This window comes from Actinomyces israelii DSM 43320 (genome assembly GCF_000711965.1).
In the GTDB taxonomy this organism is placed as follows: Bacteria; Actinomycetota; Actinomycetes; order Actinomycetales; family Actinomycetaceae; genus Actinomyces; species Actinomyces israelii.
Genome location: NZ_JONS01000013.1, coordinates 94,669 through 109,497, shown reverse-complemented (window position 1 = coordinate 109,497; position 14,829 = coordinate 94,669). Strand labels below are relative to the sequence as shown.

17 protein-coding genes are annotated in these 14,829 nt (G+C 71.4%); 7 read left to right on the top strand and 10 right to left on the bottom strand.

The genetic code is table 11. The features are described 5' to 3' along the window. Positions 1–213: 213 nt before the first annotated feature. Positions 214–540 (top strand): hypothetical protein, encoded by a 327-nt coding sequence (locus O145_RS06210; protein WP_043561144.1) that lies wholly within the window; start codon positions 214–216, stop codon positions 538–540. A 1,889-nt stretch (positions 541–2,429) separates the two neighbouring features. Further along, positions 2,430–2,759, top strand: coding sequence for a phosphotransferase (locus tag O145_RS18995; protein WP_229118387.1), 330 nt, complete (start codon positions 2,430–2,432; stop codon positions 2,757–2,759). Between the two features lie 360 nt (positions 2,760–3,119). Here the strand turns inward: O145_RS18995 and purU are convergent, their stop codons facing one another. The 4 genes from purU to O145_RS06190 form a co-directional block, all read right to left on the bottom strand. Then, positions 3,120–4,019, bottom strand: a complete 900-nt coding sequence (gene purU / locus O145_RS06205; RefSeq protein WP_043561141.1) for a formyltetrahydrofolate deformylase — start codon at positions 4,017–4,019, stop codon at positions 3,120–3,122. Positions 4,020–4,029: 10 nt separating this feature from the next. Continuing rightward, on the bottom strand, positions 4,030–5,283 hold the full coding sequence (locus O145_RS06200) for an APC family permease (protein ID WP_229118386.1): 1,254 nt from the start codon (positions 5,281–5,283) through the stop codon (positions 4,030–4,032). A 105-nt stretch (positions 5,284–5,388) separates the two neighbouring features. Next, positions 5,389–6,624 carry a glutathionylspermidine synthase family protein gene (locus O145_RS06195; protein WP_229118385.1) on the bottom strand — a complete coding sequence of 412 codons (1,236 nt, stop codon included), beginning with the start codon at positions 6,622–6,624 and terminating at the stop codon, positions 5,389–5,391. Positions 6,625–6,641: 17 nt separating this feature from the next. Beyond that, the gene (locus tag O145_RS06190) at positions 6,642–7,073 is read right to left on the bottom strand and encodes a hypothetical protein (protein WP_043561136.1); all 432 of its coding nucleotides are present in this window, start codon (positions 7,071–7,073) and stop codon (positions 6,642–6,644) included. Positions 7,074–7,282: 209 nt separating this feature from the next. Here O145_RS06190 and O145_RS06185 point away from each other — a divergent pair, with 209 nt between their 5' ends. Further along, positions 7,283–7,672, top strand: coding sequence for an acylphosphatase (locus tag O145_RS06185; RefSeq protein ID WP_084682416.1), 390 nt, complete (start codon positions 7,283–7,285; stop codon positions 7,670–7,672). A 33-nt stretch (positions 7,673–7,705) separates the two neighbouring features. Here O145_RS06185 and O145_RS06180 read toward each other — a convergent pair whose 3' ends face one another. The 6 genes from O145_RS06180 to rpmB all read right to left on the bottom strand — a co-directional run bounded on the left by O145_RS06180 (position 7,706) and on the right by rpmB (position 10,057). Further along, positions 7,706–8,818 (bottom strand): hypothetical protein, encoded by a 1,113-nt coding sequence (locus tag O145_RS06180; protein WP_043561133.1) that lies wholly within the window; start codon positions 8,816–8,818, stop codon positions 7,706–7,708. A 62-nt stretch (positions 8,819–8,880) separates the two neighbouring features. Continuing rightward, entirely contained in the window at positions 8,881–9,003 is a 123-nt protein-coding gene (ykgO, locus tag O145_RS06175; RefSeq protein WP_043561131.1) for a type B 50S ribosomal protein L36, read from the bottom strand. A 74-nt stretch (positions 9,004–9,077) separates the two neighbouring features. Continuing rightward, a complete protein-coding gene (locus O145_RS06170; RefSeq protein WP_043561128.1) occupies positions 9,078–9,329 on the bottom strand; it encodes a type B 50S ribosomal protein L31 in 252 nt (83 codons plus the stop codon). Between the two features lie 16 nt (positions 9,330–9,345). Then, the gene (rpsN, locus tag O145_RS06165) at positions 9,346–9,651 is read right to left on the bottom strand and encodes a 30S ribosomal protein S14 (protein ID WP_043561126.1); all 306 of its coding nucleotides are present in this window, start codon (positions 9,649–9,651) and stop codon (positions 9,346–9,348) included. Then, positions 9,651–9,821, bottom strand: coding sequence for a 50S ribosomal protein L33 (rpmG, locus tag O145_RS06160; RefSeq protein ID WP_043561122.1), 171 nt, complete (start codon positions 9,819–9,821; stop codon positions 9,651–9,653). The genes rpsN and rpmG overlap by 1 nt, the downstream gene beginning before the upstream one ends. Then, positions 9,821–10,057, bottom strand: a complete 237-nt coding sequence (rpmB, locus tag O145_RS06155; RefSeq protein ID WP_043561118.1) for a 50S ribosomal protein L28 — start codon at positions 10,055–10,057, stop codon at positions 9,821–9,823. Before rpmB ends, rpmG begins: the two co-directional genes overlap by 1 nt. Positions 10,058–10,106: 49 nt before the next feature. Between rpmB and O145_RS06150 the strand changes: the two genes are divergently transcribed. The 4 genes from O145_RS06150 to O145_RS06135 all read left to right on the top strand — a co-directional run bounded on the left by O145_RS06150 (position 10,107) and on the right by O145_RS06135 (position 14,812). Further along, on the top strand, positions 10,107–11,222 hold the full coding sequence (locus O145_RS06150; protein ID WP_043561116.1) for a GTP-binding protein: 1,116 nt from the start codon (positions 10,107–10,109) through the stop codon (positions 11,220–11,222). 137 nt (positions 11,223–11,359) lie between these two features. Next, the gene (gene glyA / locus O145_RS06145; RefSeq protein WP_043561114.1) at positions 11,360–12,676 is read left to right on the top strand and encodes a serine hydroxymethyltransferase; all 1,317 of its coding nucleotides are present in this window, start codon (positions 11,360–11,362) and stop codon (positions 12,674–12,676) included. Continuing rightward, positions 12,673–13,572, top strand: coding sequence for a bifunctional methylenetetrahydrofolate dehydrogenase/methenyltetrahydrofolate cyclohydrolase (locus O145_RS06140; protein WP_043561111.1), 900 nt, complete (start codon positions 12,673–12,675; stop codon positions 13,570–13,572). Before glyA ends, O145_RS06140 begins: the two co-directional genes overlap by 4 nt. A gap of 16 nt (positions 13,573–13,588) precedes the next feature. Beyond that, positions 13,589–14,812, top strand: coding sequence for a hypothetical protein (locus O145_RS06135; protein WP_156966622.1), 1,224 nt, complete (start codon positions 13,589–13,591; stop codon positions 14,810–14,812). Positions 14,813–14,829: the final 17 nt, after the last annotated feature.

Here is a 14,829-nt window from a genome sequence, read left to right as displayed (position 1 = left end):
CCCCCGACCACAATCCCACAGAACACGTGTGGAACGCCGCCAAGAACAATATCGCCAACCTCCGCGCGCTCGCCCCGGAGAACACCTTCGCGGCCCTCACCGCCATATCTTGTGAGTTATGTAAATGAGCTACACTTTTGTTCGGCGTTGATCGTATAGCGATCTGGAAATGGTGCATGTGCGGGCTTCAACACTCAGGAACAGAGGCTGTCCATGCATGACGAGTCTGATGAGCCCTCCGTCGCGCAAGGAGTCCAGTCTCACACGTACTGGTTCGAATGGTTCTGGTGGTCCGTGCCACTCCAGCCGTTCTATGTCGTCGACGTCGAGCTGTATGCGTCTCGTTGCAAGTTGCTTCGCGCAAATACGGGAAAGGTGATGGTCGTCACCCCGGTCGAGCGAGATGCCGACTTGAATGAATCCCACGCCCGCGGAGAAAAGCAGATATGGCTGGAGTTAAACAAGGTCGGTGTGTGGTGGTGTGACTGGGGGGTGCTCGACGTCGTGGTCGGGGGTGTGGTTGGTGGTGTAGGCGGGTAGGGGCGCGAGGGTGTTCTGCGGGGCGGGTGGGCGGGGGTTGGCGGTGTTGGCTCTGGCGGCGTCTTGTGCGTGCTTGGTGGGACCCCGGGGTCGGGGGCGTAGGGGGGTGTGTAGATGGGGTGGATGGGTGTGATGCGTCCTGGCTCCTGGCCGGGTGCGTATAGGTCGGTCAGGGCCTTGGCGTGGTGGAGCCTGGTGTTGTCCGGGACGGCCGCGGTCCTCCTTGTCCCTCGTCGGTCTCGCGCGCCGGGCGACCCGTTCATGGGGGGCGGGTCTGCTCGGCGTCCTGGTCTCCCTGGATCGGGTGGGTCCTCATTGTCCTGGTCGTCAGGCCCGGTGCCCCGAGGAACGACCTGCTCGCCTTCGCCCGGTCCACGTACAGTCTTGCCCTCCCCCTGGGGAGGGCCGCGTGCGCCGGGTCTCGGCCTCGTGGCGGGCGCGGACCTCGTCGACGGCGCCAGGCCTCCCATCCGTCCTGGAGCAGATCGTTGACCTGGCGCCGGATCTGGGCCATCCGCCTGGCGATGGCCTTCTCGTCGCGGCGCCCCCCTGGACGGGTCGGGGAGCTTGAGGCTCATGCCCGACAAGGCGCATGAGCAGCAGGTCAGGAGGACTCGGACCTGTACTCGACGCCGGAGCTTGATGGACGCGACGTCCTCAAGGGGCCGGGACGTCCCAGAAGCCGGCCCCGGCGCCCGCCTCCGACGGCGGTCTCCTCAGGGTCTCCTCCAGCTCCTCCCTTCTGCGCCCGCTTGAGCCTCGCCGCGCTCCCGCCCACGGCGTGACCGGTTACCACGAGGGCCCAGCCTGGCCTGCCGCCACTCAGAAAGCCACCCGCGTACCGCCTCCTCGGCCCGCTCGACCACCTCCGTGACAGTATCCAGGCCAACGCCGCGGGCAGCGCACACAACCGCCCCCGCCCTCAATCCTCACAAGCCTGCAGGGTGTCCGAACGCCTCCTCCACCTGATGAGGACGCCCCTCTCCTCGTCCGTCACGTCGACCTGCACGAGGCAGTCCTCGTGCGAGATGCTCCGCAGACGCCAACCAGGAATCCCGCAGCAGCCGCCCCAGAATACCATTTTGTTTAATTCCAGCCATTTCACTGCCAAGTCTCTGCGCTGCCATGAGCCGATTCAACCTCGCTTCTCGAATACGGATTACTTTCCATCACTGTCCGAGACATGCCCGGCAGCCCAAGGTGGAGTGAGTGGTTTTTCTCGGACAGTGGGGACCCGGTGTTCTGGTGGCGGGACAGGGTGGGATTGTGTCGAGAGCGTGGTACTCGGATGAGCTCGGGGTGCAGGTTGTGCGTGAGATCGCGGGTGAAGGGGCCGGACGATCGCGTCGGTGGCTGCTTGTCAGTGGTCTGCCGGCCCAGAGGAGTGGTGAGCTGGGTGGGCAGGTACCGCAGGGATCATTCCACCGCCCAGGGGTGAGGAGGATTTCCGCAGCGAGTCGGCTGAGACCGTGAGGCTGCGCGCCTGGCTGCGCAACGCCCGGAGTGGCGGGGCGAGCTGCCTGAGAAAGCAGTGGCGTTCCTCGCGAGGGTGCGGGGGTGAGCGAGAAGCACGAGGCTATCGATATGGCGGCCCGCGGGTGCCCGTACACGACGGAGGGGAGACGATCCTCCTCGCCCCCGGGCCGCGGCACCCCGGTACGCCTCCGCCCAGTCCCGCCGACCACCTGGAGAGCTACGGCATTCGCCCTCCGGGTGGGGAGGACCAGGGTGCGCTGGGCGGGTGCCTGGCCCAGCCGTGGGCGCCACCCTCAAGGAACGAGTAGGCTGCACGCCGATGGCGCACCGCCGCAAGGAGCAAGGCCGTCAACGATAAATTGGCCCGGTGGCGCTGTTGAGGCTGTGAACCCGAGGATGCCCGGTCACGTAGGATGTCGGAAGATCGGAGAGGGAATGCGAACAAGATTCCCGAGGACCCCGATGGCAGACCGACCGAGGTGGTCAACGGCCGGCTGCTGGAGGCGGTCGAGCCGTACGAGGTCATCTGCCACGGGGACCTTGCGCTGTACAACTGCATCTTCGATGGAGGCCGCCTGGTCGGCCTGATCGACTTCGACACCGCGCGCCCGGACCCCGCCTCCGCGACGTCGCCTACGCGATCTACCGGTTCTCCCCGCTCACCGCCCCGGACGCTACGGTCGGCGTCGTCTCGCCGGCCGAGCAGGCTCGGCGGGCCCGACTTTCTGCGACCAGTGCGGTGAGGTGGACCGGGTCAGGGTGATCAAGGCACAGTGCCGGCGGCTGCTCGACCCGGTCGACTACATGCGGGCGGAGACGGCGAAGGGCGACACAGCTTCCCAGCGGCACCTCGATGGCGGCCACGACCCGGCATACCTGCGGCGTCGGCTACCTGCGCGCGAACACAGTGGCATTCACCAGGGCGCTGACCACCCCGCCGGAGGCCGACACGTGGAACCGATTGAGGTCCGGTCGCTCCGGCGCTTCTGCGGCGCCAACCAGGCCGTCCAGCGGGCGCCTGGACCGATCTCGGTGCGGAAGTGAACCGATCTCGGTGCGGAACTCGACCGATCTCGGCGAAGGGGGAGGGGGAGCTGGGCCGCTCAGGCGAAGACGACGGTGCGCTGGCCGTTGAGCAGCACGCGGTGCTCGGCGTGCCAGCGCACCGCCTGGGCGAGCACGCGGCGCTCGACGTCCTGCCCCTTGGCGCGCAGGGAGGCGACCGTGTCCTCATGGGTGGCGCGGGCGACGTCCTGCTCGATGATCGGGCCCTCGTCCAGGTCCGCCGTCACGTAGTGGGCCGTGGCGCCGATGAGCTTGACGCCGCGCTGGTGCGCCTGGCGGTAGGGGTTGGCGCCCTTGAAGCTCGGCAGGAAGGAGTGGTGGATGTTGATGACGGCCCCGTGCAGCCTCTCGCACAGGGCGGGGGACAGGATCTGCATGTAGCGGGCCAGGACCACCAGCTCGACGTCGAGCTCGCCGACCAGCCGCAGCAGCTCGGCCTCGGCCGCCTCCTTCGTGTCCCGCGTGACGGGCACGCAGGCGAAGGGCGCCCCGTAGAACTCCGCGACGGGCTGCAGGTCCTCGTGGTTGCCCACCACGCCGACGACGTCGATCGGCAGGCCCTGGCTGCGGGCCCGGAACAGGAGATCGGTCAGGCAGTGCCCCTCCCTGCTCACCATGATCAGGGTGCGCAGGGGCCGGCCGACCTCGTCGAGGCTCCAGGTCATCGTGTAGGTCTCGGCGAGCTCGGCGAGGTCCTTCTCCAGCTCCTCGCGGGGCACCGTGGTCATGGCCTGGACGCGCATGAAGAACAGGCCGGAGTCCTCGTCGCCGAACTGCTTCGACTCGGTGATGTTCCCGCCGCGGCGCGCCAGCGCCCCGGAGACGGCATGGACGATGCCGGGCCGGTCGGGGCAGGACAGCGACAGGACGAGGTGGGCGGGATCCGGGGCGGCGGGGGAGACTGCCGACGAGGCGGACGGCGTGACGGGTGTGCTCATGGCACGCAGCCTAGACGCCGTCCTCCGGCCGGACGCGGATCGTTCGGAGCCCGGCCACGAAGGAGCGACCGGGGCCATCCGCCGGCCCGGGCCCCGGCGTCCGGGCGCTTCGTCGAGCGCTCCGCCCGGTTCCCCGCCCCGGGGCGTAGCGCAGCGCTCCCGCCCCGCCGGTCAGGCACAGGCCGACGACGATCAGCCCGACACCTCCGACTCCTCCCACGGCCGTCACCCCGTAGGCCGGGTCGAGCATCTGGATCGCCACGGCGGCGGTGATGACGGCCATGAGGGCCACAGAGACCGCCTGGCCGGCCCGCTCGCGCCCGGACCTCCCGTGGAGCGCCGCGATAAGCGAGCTGGTCGTGAAGTAGAGCCCCACGAGCACGCTGAGGGCCTCAATGGTGTCGTCGAAGAGCCCCTCGGAGACGAACAGCAGGCCGGTCCAGGCCACTGACGCGACTGTGACCGCCGTCGTCGAGCAGGACGCGCTCCTCAGCGTCCTCGCCCAGGCCGGGACCTCGCCGGCGTCGGCCATCGCCTCGATCCCGCGGGCCGTGGGGATGAGCGTGGAGCCCAGGCTCATGACCGCCGAGGAGACCACGGCGGCCCTGACGACCGGGTTGGCGGTCACGGGAGCCGGGTCAACCGCGCTGTAGGCCGTCCCGCCGACCACGAAGAAGGTCACCAGGGCGGCCATGGTCAGGGCCGTCACGCGCCGGGGCGCGCCCACCTCGGTCTGCTCGGTCAGCGCGAAGATCGCGTCGAAGCCCCAGTAGGCGAAGACGGCGAGCAGGACCGCGCGGAACCAGTCCAGGGGCGACCCGGTCACCGGCGCGAGGCGGACCGCGCCCCCTGCCACGAGCACGACGCACACGACCGTCGCGCCGGTCCCGGCGATCACCGCCAGGTACTGCAGCACCGCCATGACGTGCAGCCCGTACAGGTCGATGAGAGTGGCGACGGCGGTGAGCGCCGCCGCCAGGGCCGCCTTCACCGGCGTCGGGGCGGACCGGGCCAGAAGGTCGGCGGCCACGTAGGCCATGCCCGAGGTGGCGATGACACCCGTGGAGGCCAGGCAGAACCCGGCGAACCACCCGGTGCGGGGCAGGCGCCGCCGCACCCAGGTGTAGACGCTGCCCTTGTCGGGGTCGCGCCGGTCGTTGGCGCTCATGCCCCGGGCCACGAGGGCCGCGGGCGCGGCCGCCAGGACGTAGACGACGGCGGTGCCCGAGCCGACCAGCGCGGCGATCAGCGGCGCGGTGACCATGATCGAGTACCACGGCGCGGTGGCGGACAGGGCCAGGGCGGTGCCCTGGGGGACGCTCAGAGCGGGCGGTGCGGGCGACGACGGCGCGGGGTCCAGCGGGGCTCCTCAGGTGCGGACCCGGTTGGGCACGAAGCGGCAGTAGTAGTCCGTGATGGGCCCGTCGGACTCGCGGATGCCCAGGCCGTAGCACTCCTCGCCCACCATCCAGGTCCCCAGCACCGGGCGGTTGTGCGGGTGGTCGGAGCCGGGGAAGTCGGGCAGCCTGCAGAACTCCTGGATGACGTACCCCTCCACGCCCCAGCCCCCGGGCTGGACGATGTGCCTGCCCTCGCCGTGCAGCTCGATGTTCGCGCCCTCGCGGGCGTGCAGCGGCTTGATGACGTACTCGGGCATGCCCATGGTGTCGTGCCTGGCGCGCGCGTCGTCGGGGTACATGTAGGTGGGGATGAGGTTGGCGTGGTTCGGGTAGAGGTGCCACAGCGCCGCGGACAGCGCCTTGGTGGACAGGAACATCGTCCAGGCGGGCTGGAACCAGTAGTCCGGCTTGAGGGAGGAGATGATCGGGCCGAACTCCTCGAACATCATCTCCTCCCACGGGTAGAGCTTGAAGATCGCCTCCAGATGGAGGTTCTCCCCGTCGGTGAAGCGCGCATCATCCCGGTCGAAGCCGATCTGCCTCATCTCCACCAGCGTGGTCGTCAGGCCCGCCTGCACGGCGGTGTCCATAATGTAGCCCGTGGTCATGAGGTCCTCGCCGGAGTCATCGGCGTCGGTGTAGGCGAAGTGGTACATGTGGGGGCGCACGCCGTGGCGGCGGCCCAGGTGGTCGTCGATGCGCCTCCACTGGGCGATGAGCTCCTCGTGCATGCCGTTCCACTGGTCGAAGCCCGTCAGCCCCGCCTTGAGGTGGACATCCTCGTGCCAGTACCACTGGATGAGGGCGGCCTCGAGCAGGCCGGTGGGGGTGTCTGCGTTGTACTCCAGCATCCGCGGCGGGTTGCCGTCATTGCCGGAGTAGATGAGGTCGAAGCGCGAGTAGAAGGAGGGGTCGTCACGCTCCAGGGAGGCCCTGGCGTACTCGATCGCCTCGGGCGGGATGCCCAGGTTGAAGGGCGAGCCGGGCTTGAGGGACTCCTCGGCGAGGAACCCCGCCGCGTCCCGCGCCATGAGATGGAGGTTCTCGCTGGCCATCTCCAGGAGGTCCACCTCGGCCATGGTGAGCTCGTAGCAGGCCTGCTCGTTCCAGTAGCTGGTGGTGATGCCCGTGCGGGGATCGGTGGTGTCGCAGAAGACGAGGCCCTGGCGCGCGACGGTGTCCCGCCAGCCCGGGCGCGGGGACATGGGGATGCGCTGCACCGTCAGGACCCCGATCCGTGCCCGGACCCCGAGCCGGAGCCGAAGCCCCCGTGGCTGGTGCCCGAGCCGCGCGAGTAGGAGCCGCCCGAGCGTCCCGAGGTGGTGACCTTGCTGCTCGACGGCGGCTTGGAGTCGCTGTAGCCGGAGGGCACCTTCTCGCCGACTCTCGGAGCGCTCACCGACCGGCCGCGCGAGGTCGGTACGTAGACCCAGTGCGGGTGGGAGCGGTAGGAGTCCGACGAGCCGGTGTCGTCGGAGCACCTCTCGTCGTCGACGCGCTTTCCCGTGCTGGGGTCCTTGCAGACCTTGACGTAGTCGGCGTCGGTACTGTCGCTCGTGGAGGAGCAGCCGGCCAGTCCGCCCAGCCACAGCGCCGCGGCCGCCGCGGTCACGGCGGAGACCACGACCCGCTGGCCTCGGTTCCTCGCGTGCATCACTTCTCCCTCCCGCGCCTCGTGCCGCGTCGCGGCCGGGGCGCCCCGACGCCGGTGAGCGCGGCTCCCAGCCTAGGGGGCGTCACCGCCGTCGACAACGGCAGCGCTCCCCATGACCCCTCAGCGCCCCGACCGGCCCCGCTCGGCGGGGCGCGACCTCGCCGCCCGACTCCCCGACGCCGACGGCGGCGGCCTGCGAGAATCGGGGCATGAGCTTCTTCTCCCGCCTGCGCGGCTCCAGATCGTCTCCCGCCCCCTCCGCCACCGGCGGCCCGGACGCATCGGCGGCCGCGGACGCCGCCCGCCCCGACGACGGCGCCCGCGTGCGCACCGTCCGCGCGCTCGTCTCCGGGCAGGTCCAGGGCGTGGGCTTCCGCTGGTACTGCACCGAGGAGGCGCAGAGCCTGGGCCTGGTCGGGCGGGTGAGCAACCTGCCCGACGGCGATGTCAAGGTCCTTGTCCAGGGGCCGGCCGACGCGGTCTCGCAGCTGGTCGCCTGGCTGTACCGCGGGCCCCGGTGGGCGCGGGTCGACGACGTCCGCCTCACCGAGCTGCCGCCGGGCAGCCTGTCCGCGAGCAGCTTCCAGCCGGGCAACTGAGCCCGGCGCGCGAGGGCCATACCCGGGCCGGGCTCAGTCGCCCTCGGGCCCCGCGGTGTAGACCTCCACGCCGCCGTCCTCCTTGCCCCGGAGCATGAGCCAGCTGCTCCCGGACGGGCCGGACGGGCCGTCCACCGTGCACAGGACGTCGCCGGCCTGGTAGTAGGCGCCCTTGACGACCTGCGGCTCCGCGCCGGGGCGGAGCCAGGTCTGGCCGCCGTTCTTCAGGGACACATGGCTGACGCCGTGCCCGTCCGGCTTGCTGACGGAGGGCAGGAGCACGCACTCCCCGACGGCGGAGCCCCTCGGGATGTACGAGTCGCGCACGCTCGTGGTGGTGAGCGGCGCGTGCCTGTCGAGGGCGCTCATGAAGTCCCTCGTGGCCCACTGCGCGGCCCTGTCGTCATCGTGGGCGGTCACGGCATCGACGAAGGCCTGGACATCGTCCTTCTCGGGCATGCGGACCTTCTTGTCGCCAATGGTGTAGAGGACGTCGGAGACCGCGTACCCCTGCGCCTCGCCCGCCCACGTGTAGGTGGCCGACGCGCTGCCGGAGTGGACGGCGGCGTGGAACGGCTCGTCGCCGTAGACGCCGATCTGGCTGATGGACAGCACGAGGTCCCCGTCGTCGGAGTCCGTGGAGACGGCGTCAATGGTGATGTCGTCGATATGGCCCTGGACGTCCGTGCGGAGCGTCCGGGGCTCGATGGCGGTGACCAGGGAGAGGTCGGAGTCGTAGACGACGATCACGTCGTCGGCGTAGGGGGTGCCGTAGGCGCAGGTGATGGTCGCAACGGCCACCGGGCGCCCGTCGATCGCGCCCGCCGTCACGTCCTTGAGGCTCGTCACGGCGGCGTCGATCGCCTTGGAGCCCGGCTGCGGAGTGGCCCTGCCGTCGGTGAGGGTCACGGTTCCGGTCGCGCCCCGGACGGCCTCGTCCGTGCTCTTGCTGAGCGCGCAGATCTCGGGGACCTCGAGGGTCGCGTTCGACAGGTCGTCGAGGCTCGGAGCCGGCGGCTGGGAGGGCGTGCTCGTCGCATGGGGGGATCCGCCGGCTCCCAGGTGGCAGGCGGGCAGGAGGAGGGCGGTGGCCAGGGCGGTCAGCAGCGCGGCCGGCCGCCGTCGGGAGGGGGTGGGGGAAGTCACATGCGCAGTCTACGCCCGGATCCTCCCCGCACGGCGGCCGGCCGCGCGGGGAGGGCGGGCGCTCAGCCCTGGCGGGCCTTGAGGCGGGGGTTCTTCTTGTTGATGACATAGGTGTGGCCGCGGCGGCGCACGACCTTGCTGCCGGGCTGCCTGGCCAGCGAGCGGATGGAGGCGCGGACCTTCATGACGTCCTTTCTCGGGTGCGGATCTCGGGTGCGGGCAGGTGCAGGTGAGTAGGAGGGGCGGCGGGGCCCGCGACTCAGCGCCGGCGCCTGCCGTAGCGGCGCTCGAACTTCTCCACGCGCCCGGCGGTGTCCAGGATCCGGCCCCTGCCGGTCCAGAAGGGGTGCGAGGCGCTGGAGACGTCGACGTCGACGACGGGGTAGACGTTGCCGTCCTCCCACTCGATGGTCTGGGTCGAGGTCATGGTGGAGCGGGTCAGGAAGGCGAAGTCCGCGCTCTTGTCGCGGAAGACGATCGGGTGGTAGTCGGGGTGGATTCCGGGGCGCATGGTGTCGGCTTACTCCTCACCAGGACGACTTCGAGATGCCGGGCAGCTCGCCGCGCAGCGCCATCTCGCGGAAGCGGATGCGCGAGACCCCTGCCTTGCGCAGGAAGCCGCGCGGGCGCCCGTCGACGCCGTCGCGGTTGCGCAGGCGGGTGGGGGACGCGTCGCGGGGCAGGGCGTGCAGGGCCGCCATGGCGGCCTGGCGCTCGGCGTCGGTGAGCGCCGGGTTCACGCCGGCCCTCTTCAGCTCGGCGCGGCGCTCGGCGTAGCGCGCCACGACCCGGCGACGGCGCTTCTCGGCCGCGATCTTGGACTTCTTGGCCATCAGCGGGACTCCTTGAACTCCACGTGCCGGCGCACGACCGGGTCGAACTTGCGCAGGACCAGGCGGTCCGGGGTGTTGCGGCGGCTCTTGCGGGTCACGTAGGTGTAGCCGGTGCCGGCGGTGGACACCATCTTGATAATGGGCCGCAGGTCCTTTGCTCTGGTGGCCATCAGACCTTCTCCCCCCTCGCGCGCATCTGCGCCACGACGACGTCGATGCCCTTCCTGTCAATGATCTTGATGCCCCTGGCGCTCACGGTCAGGCGCACGGTGCGGCCCAGGGACGGCACCCAGTAGCGCTTGCGCTGGAGGTTGGGCAGCCACCGGCGCTTGGTGCGGCGGTGGGAGTGGGAGATCGAGTGGCCGGTGATCGGCCGGGCTCCCGTGACTTGGCAATAGCGGCTCATGGGTCCACTATATGCAAACGATTCTCAGTACAGTCAATTGGGAGGTGCCGTGCACTGCCTCGCACTCGTCAGCGCCGTCGACCCGCTGCTGGTGGACCTGACCACCCTCGCCCTCCACGGCGAGGACGCCCTCGTCCTGACCGCCTCGCTCCACGACGACGGCGCCCCCGCCGCCGGCGGACGGGAGGTCCCCGGATTCGAGGACGGCTTCATCCGCCTGACCGCCGCGCACGTTCCGTTCGGGGACGCCGAGGCGGCGCCCGTCCTCGATGTCGCGCGCACCACGGACTGCTGGACCTGCTCCCTGCGAGAGGTGCTGCTCGCCGTCGTCGAGGACAGGGCCCGCCTGGAGCCCGACGGCGCCACCGTCGTCCTGCTGCCGCCCGGCGTCGAGCTCATCCACCTCGCCCCGCGCCTGGCCGACGACCTCGCCCGGATCCCCGGCGCGGCGCTCGCGGGCCTGGCCCACGTCATCGACGTCGACACCGCCGCCCGCGACCTGCTTACGCACCAGGCGCCGCCCGGCTCCGTCGCCGCCGTCGAGGGCCAGTGCGCGGGCGAGCTGCACATGGTCGCCCTCGGCTACGCCGACGTCGTCGTCGCGCTCGGGCGGGACCCGGTCGGCCGCGACCTGGTGGAGCACCTGCGACCCCACGACACCCTCCTGCTGCCCGGCCTGGACGCCCCGCTCCTGGGCGAGCTGCTCGCCCTGCGCCACGACGCCGTTGCCGCCGTCGCCCGCGTCCACCCCGCCACGACCCGGGCCTGGGGCGGTCCGGCCGAGCACGGGGTGCGCACCCTGGACCTGTCCAGCAAGATGCCCTTCCACCCCGGGCGGCTGCGCGAGCTGGTCGAGGACCTGGCCGGGCACGGCCTGCTGGCGCGCGGCTGCTTCTGGCTGCCGAGCCGCCCCGGGCGCGTGTGCACCTGGGAGGTCGTCGGGGGAGTGGTCAGCGTGGGGGACGCCGGGCTCTGGCCGGACGAGTCGGACGAGTCGGGCGGGCCCCGGTGCCACCTCGTGGTCACCGGCGTCGCCGACGACCAGGAGTGCGAGCGCGTGCGCGCCGCCTTCGCCGCGATCCTCCTGCGCCCCGACGAGCTCGCCGAGGCCCTCGCCTGGGCTGGCGCGCCCGACGGCCTGGAGGACTGGTTCGGCCGGGGCTGACCCGCCCGCGCCCCGAGCGCGTTCCCGTGCCGGGACCGGCGGGGCGCTAGACTGACCGCGCCGTGCGCGACTGGCGACAAGGTGGCCATCACCGGGGAGCGTCGGCCGGCCTCTGCCCGCGCAGATCGAGGAGAACCATGACAGAGCCCCACAAGCCCGCAGCAGCCCTGAACGACCTGCCCCTGGCCGAGCTCGATCCCGACATCGCCGAGGTCCTCGCCGGCGAGCTCGCCCGTCAGCGCGACACCCTGGAGATGATCGCCTCGGAGAACTTCGTGCCCCGCGCCGTCCTCCAGGCCCAGGGCTCGGTCCTGACCAACAAGTACGCCGAGGGCTACCCGGGCCGCCGCTACTACGGCGGCTGCGAGGTCGTGGACATCGCCGAGAACCTCGCCATCGAGCGCGCCAGGGCCGTCTTCGGCGCCGAGTGGGCCAACGTCCAGCCGCACTCCGGCGCGCAGGCCAACGCCGCCGTCCTCCACGCCCTGGCCGACCCCGGGGACACCATCCTGGGCCTGTCGCTCGCCCACGGCGGCCACCTCACCCACGGCATGAGGATCAACTTCTCCGGCAAGAACTACCGCGCCACCGCCTACGGCGTGGACGAGACCACCATGCGCATCGAGATGGACCGGGTGCGCGAGGCCGCCCTGCGCGAGCGGCCCCGGGTCATTATCGCCGGCTGGTCCGCCTACCCCCGCCACCTCGACTTCGAGGCCTTCCGCGCCATCGCCGACGAGGTCGGCGCCGCCCTGTGGACCGACATGGCCCACTTCGCCGGGCTCGTCGCCGCCGGGCTGCACCCCAGCCCCCTGCCCGCCTCCGACGTCGTGTCCACCACCGTCCACAAGACCCTCGGCGGCCCCCGGTCCGGCATGCTCCTGTCCAACCGCGCCGAGCAGTGGGGGCGGAGGCTCAGCTCCGCCGTCTTCCCCGGCCAGCAGGGCGGGCCCCTCATGCACGTGGTCGCCGCCAAGGCCGTGGCCATGAAGATCGCCGGCACCCAGGAGTTCAAGGACCGCCAGGTCCGCACCGTCGAGGGCGCCGCCATCCTCGCCGAGCGGCTGCGGGCCGACGACGCGCGCGCCGCCGGCATCCGGCTGGTGACCGGCGGAACCGACGTCCACCTGGTCCTGGTCGACCTGCGCGAGTCCTCCCTGGACGGCCAGCAGGCCGAGGACCTCCTCCACGACGCCGGCATCACCGTCAACCGCAACGCCGTCCCCTTCGACCCGCGCCCGCCGCGCGTCACCTCCGGCCTGCGCATCGGCACGCCGGCGCTGGCCACCCGCGGCTTCGGCGCCGAGGAGTTCACCGAGGTCGCCGACATTATCGCCACCGCCCTGGTCGCCGGGGCCGCGGGCAGGGCCGACGCCGAGCTCCTGGCCGGCCTGCGCGGCCGCGTGCGCGCGCTCACCGGCGCCTTCCCCCTCTACCCGGGCCTGGTCCAGTGAGAGCGCCCTGGGACGGTCCGGCCCGGGTCCTGGACGGCAAGGCCACCGCCGCCGCCATCAAGGCCGAGCTGGCGCGGCGCGTGGCCGCCCTGCGCGAGCGCGGCCTCACCCCAGGGCTCGGCACGGTGCTCGTGGGTGAGGACCCCGGGTCGCTCAGGTACGTCGCCGGCAAGCACGCCGACTGCGCACAGGTCGGCATCGACTCCATCCGCATCGACCTGCCCGCCACCGCCGCACAGGCCGAGGTGGAGGCCGCCGTCGACCGCCTCAACGCCGATGACGCCTGCACCGGCTACATCGTCCAGCTGCCCCTGCCCGGCGGCATCGACGCCAACGCCGTCCTGGAGCGCGTCGACCCCGACAAGGACGCCGACGGCCTGCACCCCACCAACCTGGGCCGCCTCGTCCTGCGCAGCTCCGGGCCCATCGCCTCGCCGCTGCCGTGCACGCCCCGGGCCTGCATCGAGCTCATGACCCGCCACGGCATTGACCTGGCGGGGGCCGACGTGTGCGTCATCGGGCGTGGCGTCACCGTGGGCAGGTCCATCGGCCTGCTGCTGGGGCGCAAGGACGTCAACGCCACCGTCGAGGTCTGCCACACCGGCACCCGCGACCTGGCCGCGCACGTGCGGCGCGCCGGCATTGTCATCTCCGCGGCCGGATCGGCCGGGATCGTGCGCCCCGAGATGGTGGCGCCCGGCGCCGTCGTCCTGGACGTCGGGGTCGCGCGGGTGGTGGACCCGGTCACCGGCAAGGGCCGCATCGCCGGGGACGTCGCCGACGGCGTCGATGAGGTCGCGGCCTGGCTCTCCCCGAACCCCGGGGGAGTGGGGCCCATGACGCGCGCCCTGCTGCTGGCCAACGTGGTGGAGGCGGCCGAGCGCCGGGCGGGCTGAGGCATAGGCTGTGCCTGTGAGGTCTCCCACTGCTGCCTGCCGACGGCGGTTCCCCGCGCTGCCGGCCGTTCTCGCCGCCGTGCTCCTGGTGCTGGGCGCGGGCACCCACGGCCATGCGGCGGCCCCAGGCCGGGCCCTCTCCCCGAGCGCGGCGGGCAGTGCGTCCCCGGCCGCCCCGGGCAGTGCCTCCCCGAGCGCGGCGGCCGGCGGCTCCTCGCGGGCGGGCTCGCCCACGGCCATGTTCATGCCGGCCCCCACCCAGGCGGACCTGTCCGACGCGACCCTTGAGGTGCCCGAGATCTGCGCGCTCGAGAAGCTCCCGAGTGAGGCCACCCAGGGTGCGACCGGGACCGTCACCTTCAGCGGAGGCGAGGCCGCTCCTCCACCGAGTCTTCCGGAGCACAGGCAGTCGGCCAGGACGACGATCAAGAATGTGACGTCGAGCGTTCTCGACGGGCGTCCGGTCGCCATTGCGACCATCTCCTGCAACTACGGCGGTGCTTATGTCGACGACGCGATCGTCGCCTACGACTCGAGCCTCTCCCTGGTCGCCACCATTGAGCCCAGGGTGTTCCACGCGGACATTGAGGGACGAGTCGATGACGTCACCATTGACGCAGTGTCCGCGAATGCGGCCACCGGCGACCTCGTGCTGTCCATGAGCCGGATCGGCGTCTACGGCGACGAGGGCTCCCACGCTTCTCCCCACTCCGGGAGCGCGAAGGTCCTCTACACGTGGGCGGGCAGGGCGCGCGGGTACACGATCTCCGACGCCGTCTACACGGTAGGCGGGGACAAGAAGGTCCGCATATCCAGGACGGAGGACGTCCAGGCCTTCGTCGATGCCGTCATTGCTCACGATGATGGCACCGCCGCGCAGTGGGCCGCACCGGCGCTCATCAGCGCCCTCGATAATAACGCGCCGTACAGCGGCCTCACCGTCCGAGAATCATATTTCCCGAAGGGCTCCACTGTCGGGGAGTGCAGGCTTCTGCCGCCCATTAGCGTGATCGGCCGCAAGCCCGAGGCGTTCTTTGACGGCGGTGGCAGCGCCGTCGTCGAGCCCAGTGCGCCCTCCACAATCGTCAAAGGTAATTCTTACCAGTACGAAGCCGGCGACATAATCTGCGGACTGGGCGGAGCGGGCAGTCGGTCCGACGAGTTCTCCCACTGGCTCATGCTCCGCGGCCAGGAGGACGGCAGCGTCGAGGCCTACACCCCAGGGCCAGCAGGCGACTGACCACCGGTGCATCCGGG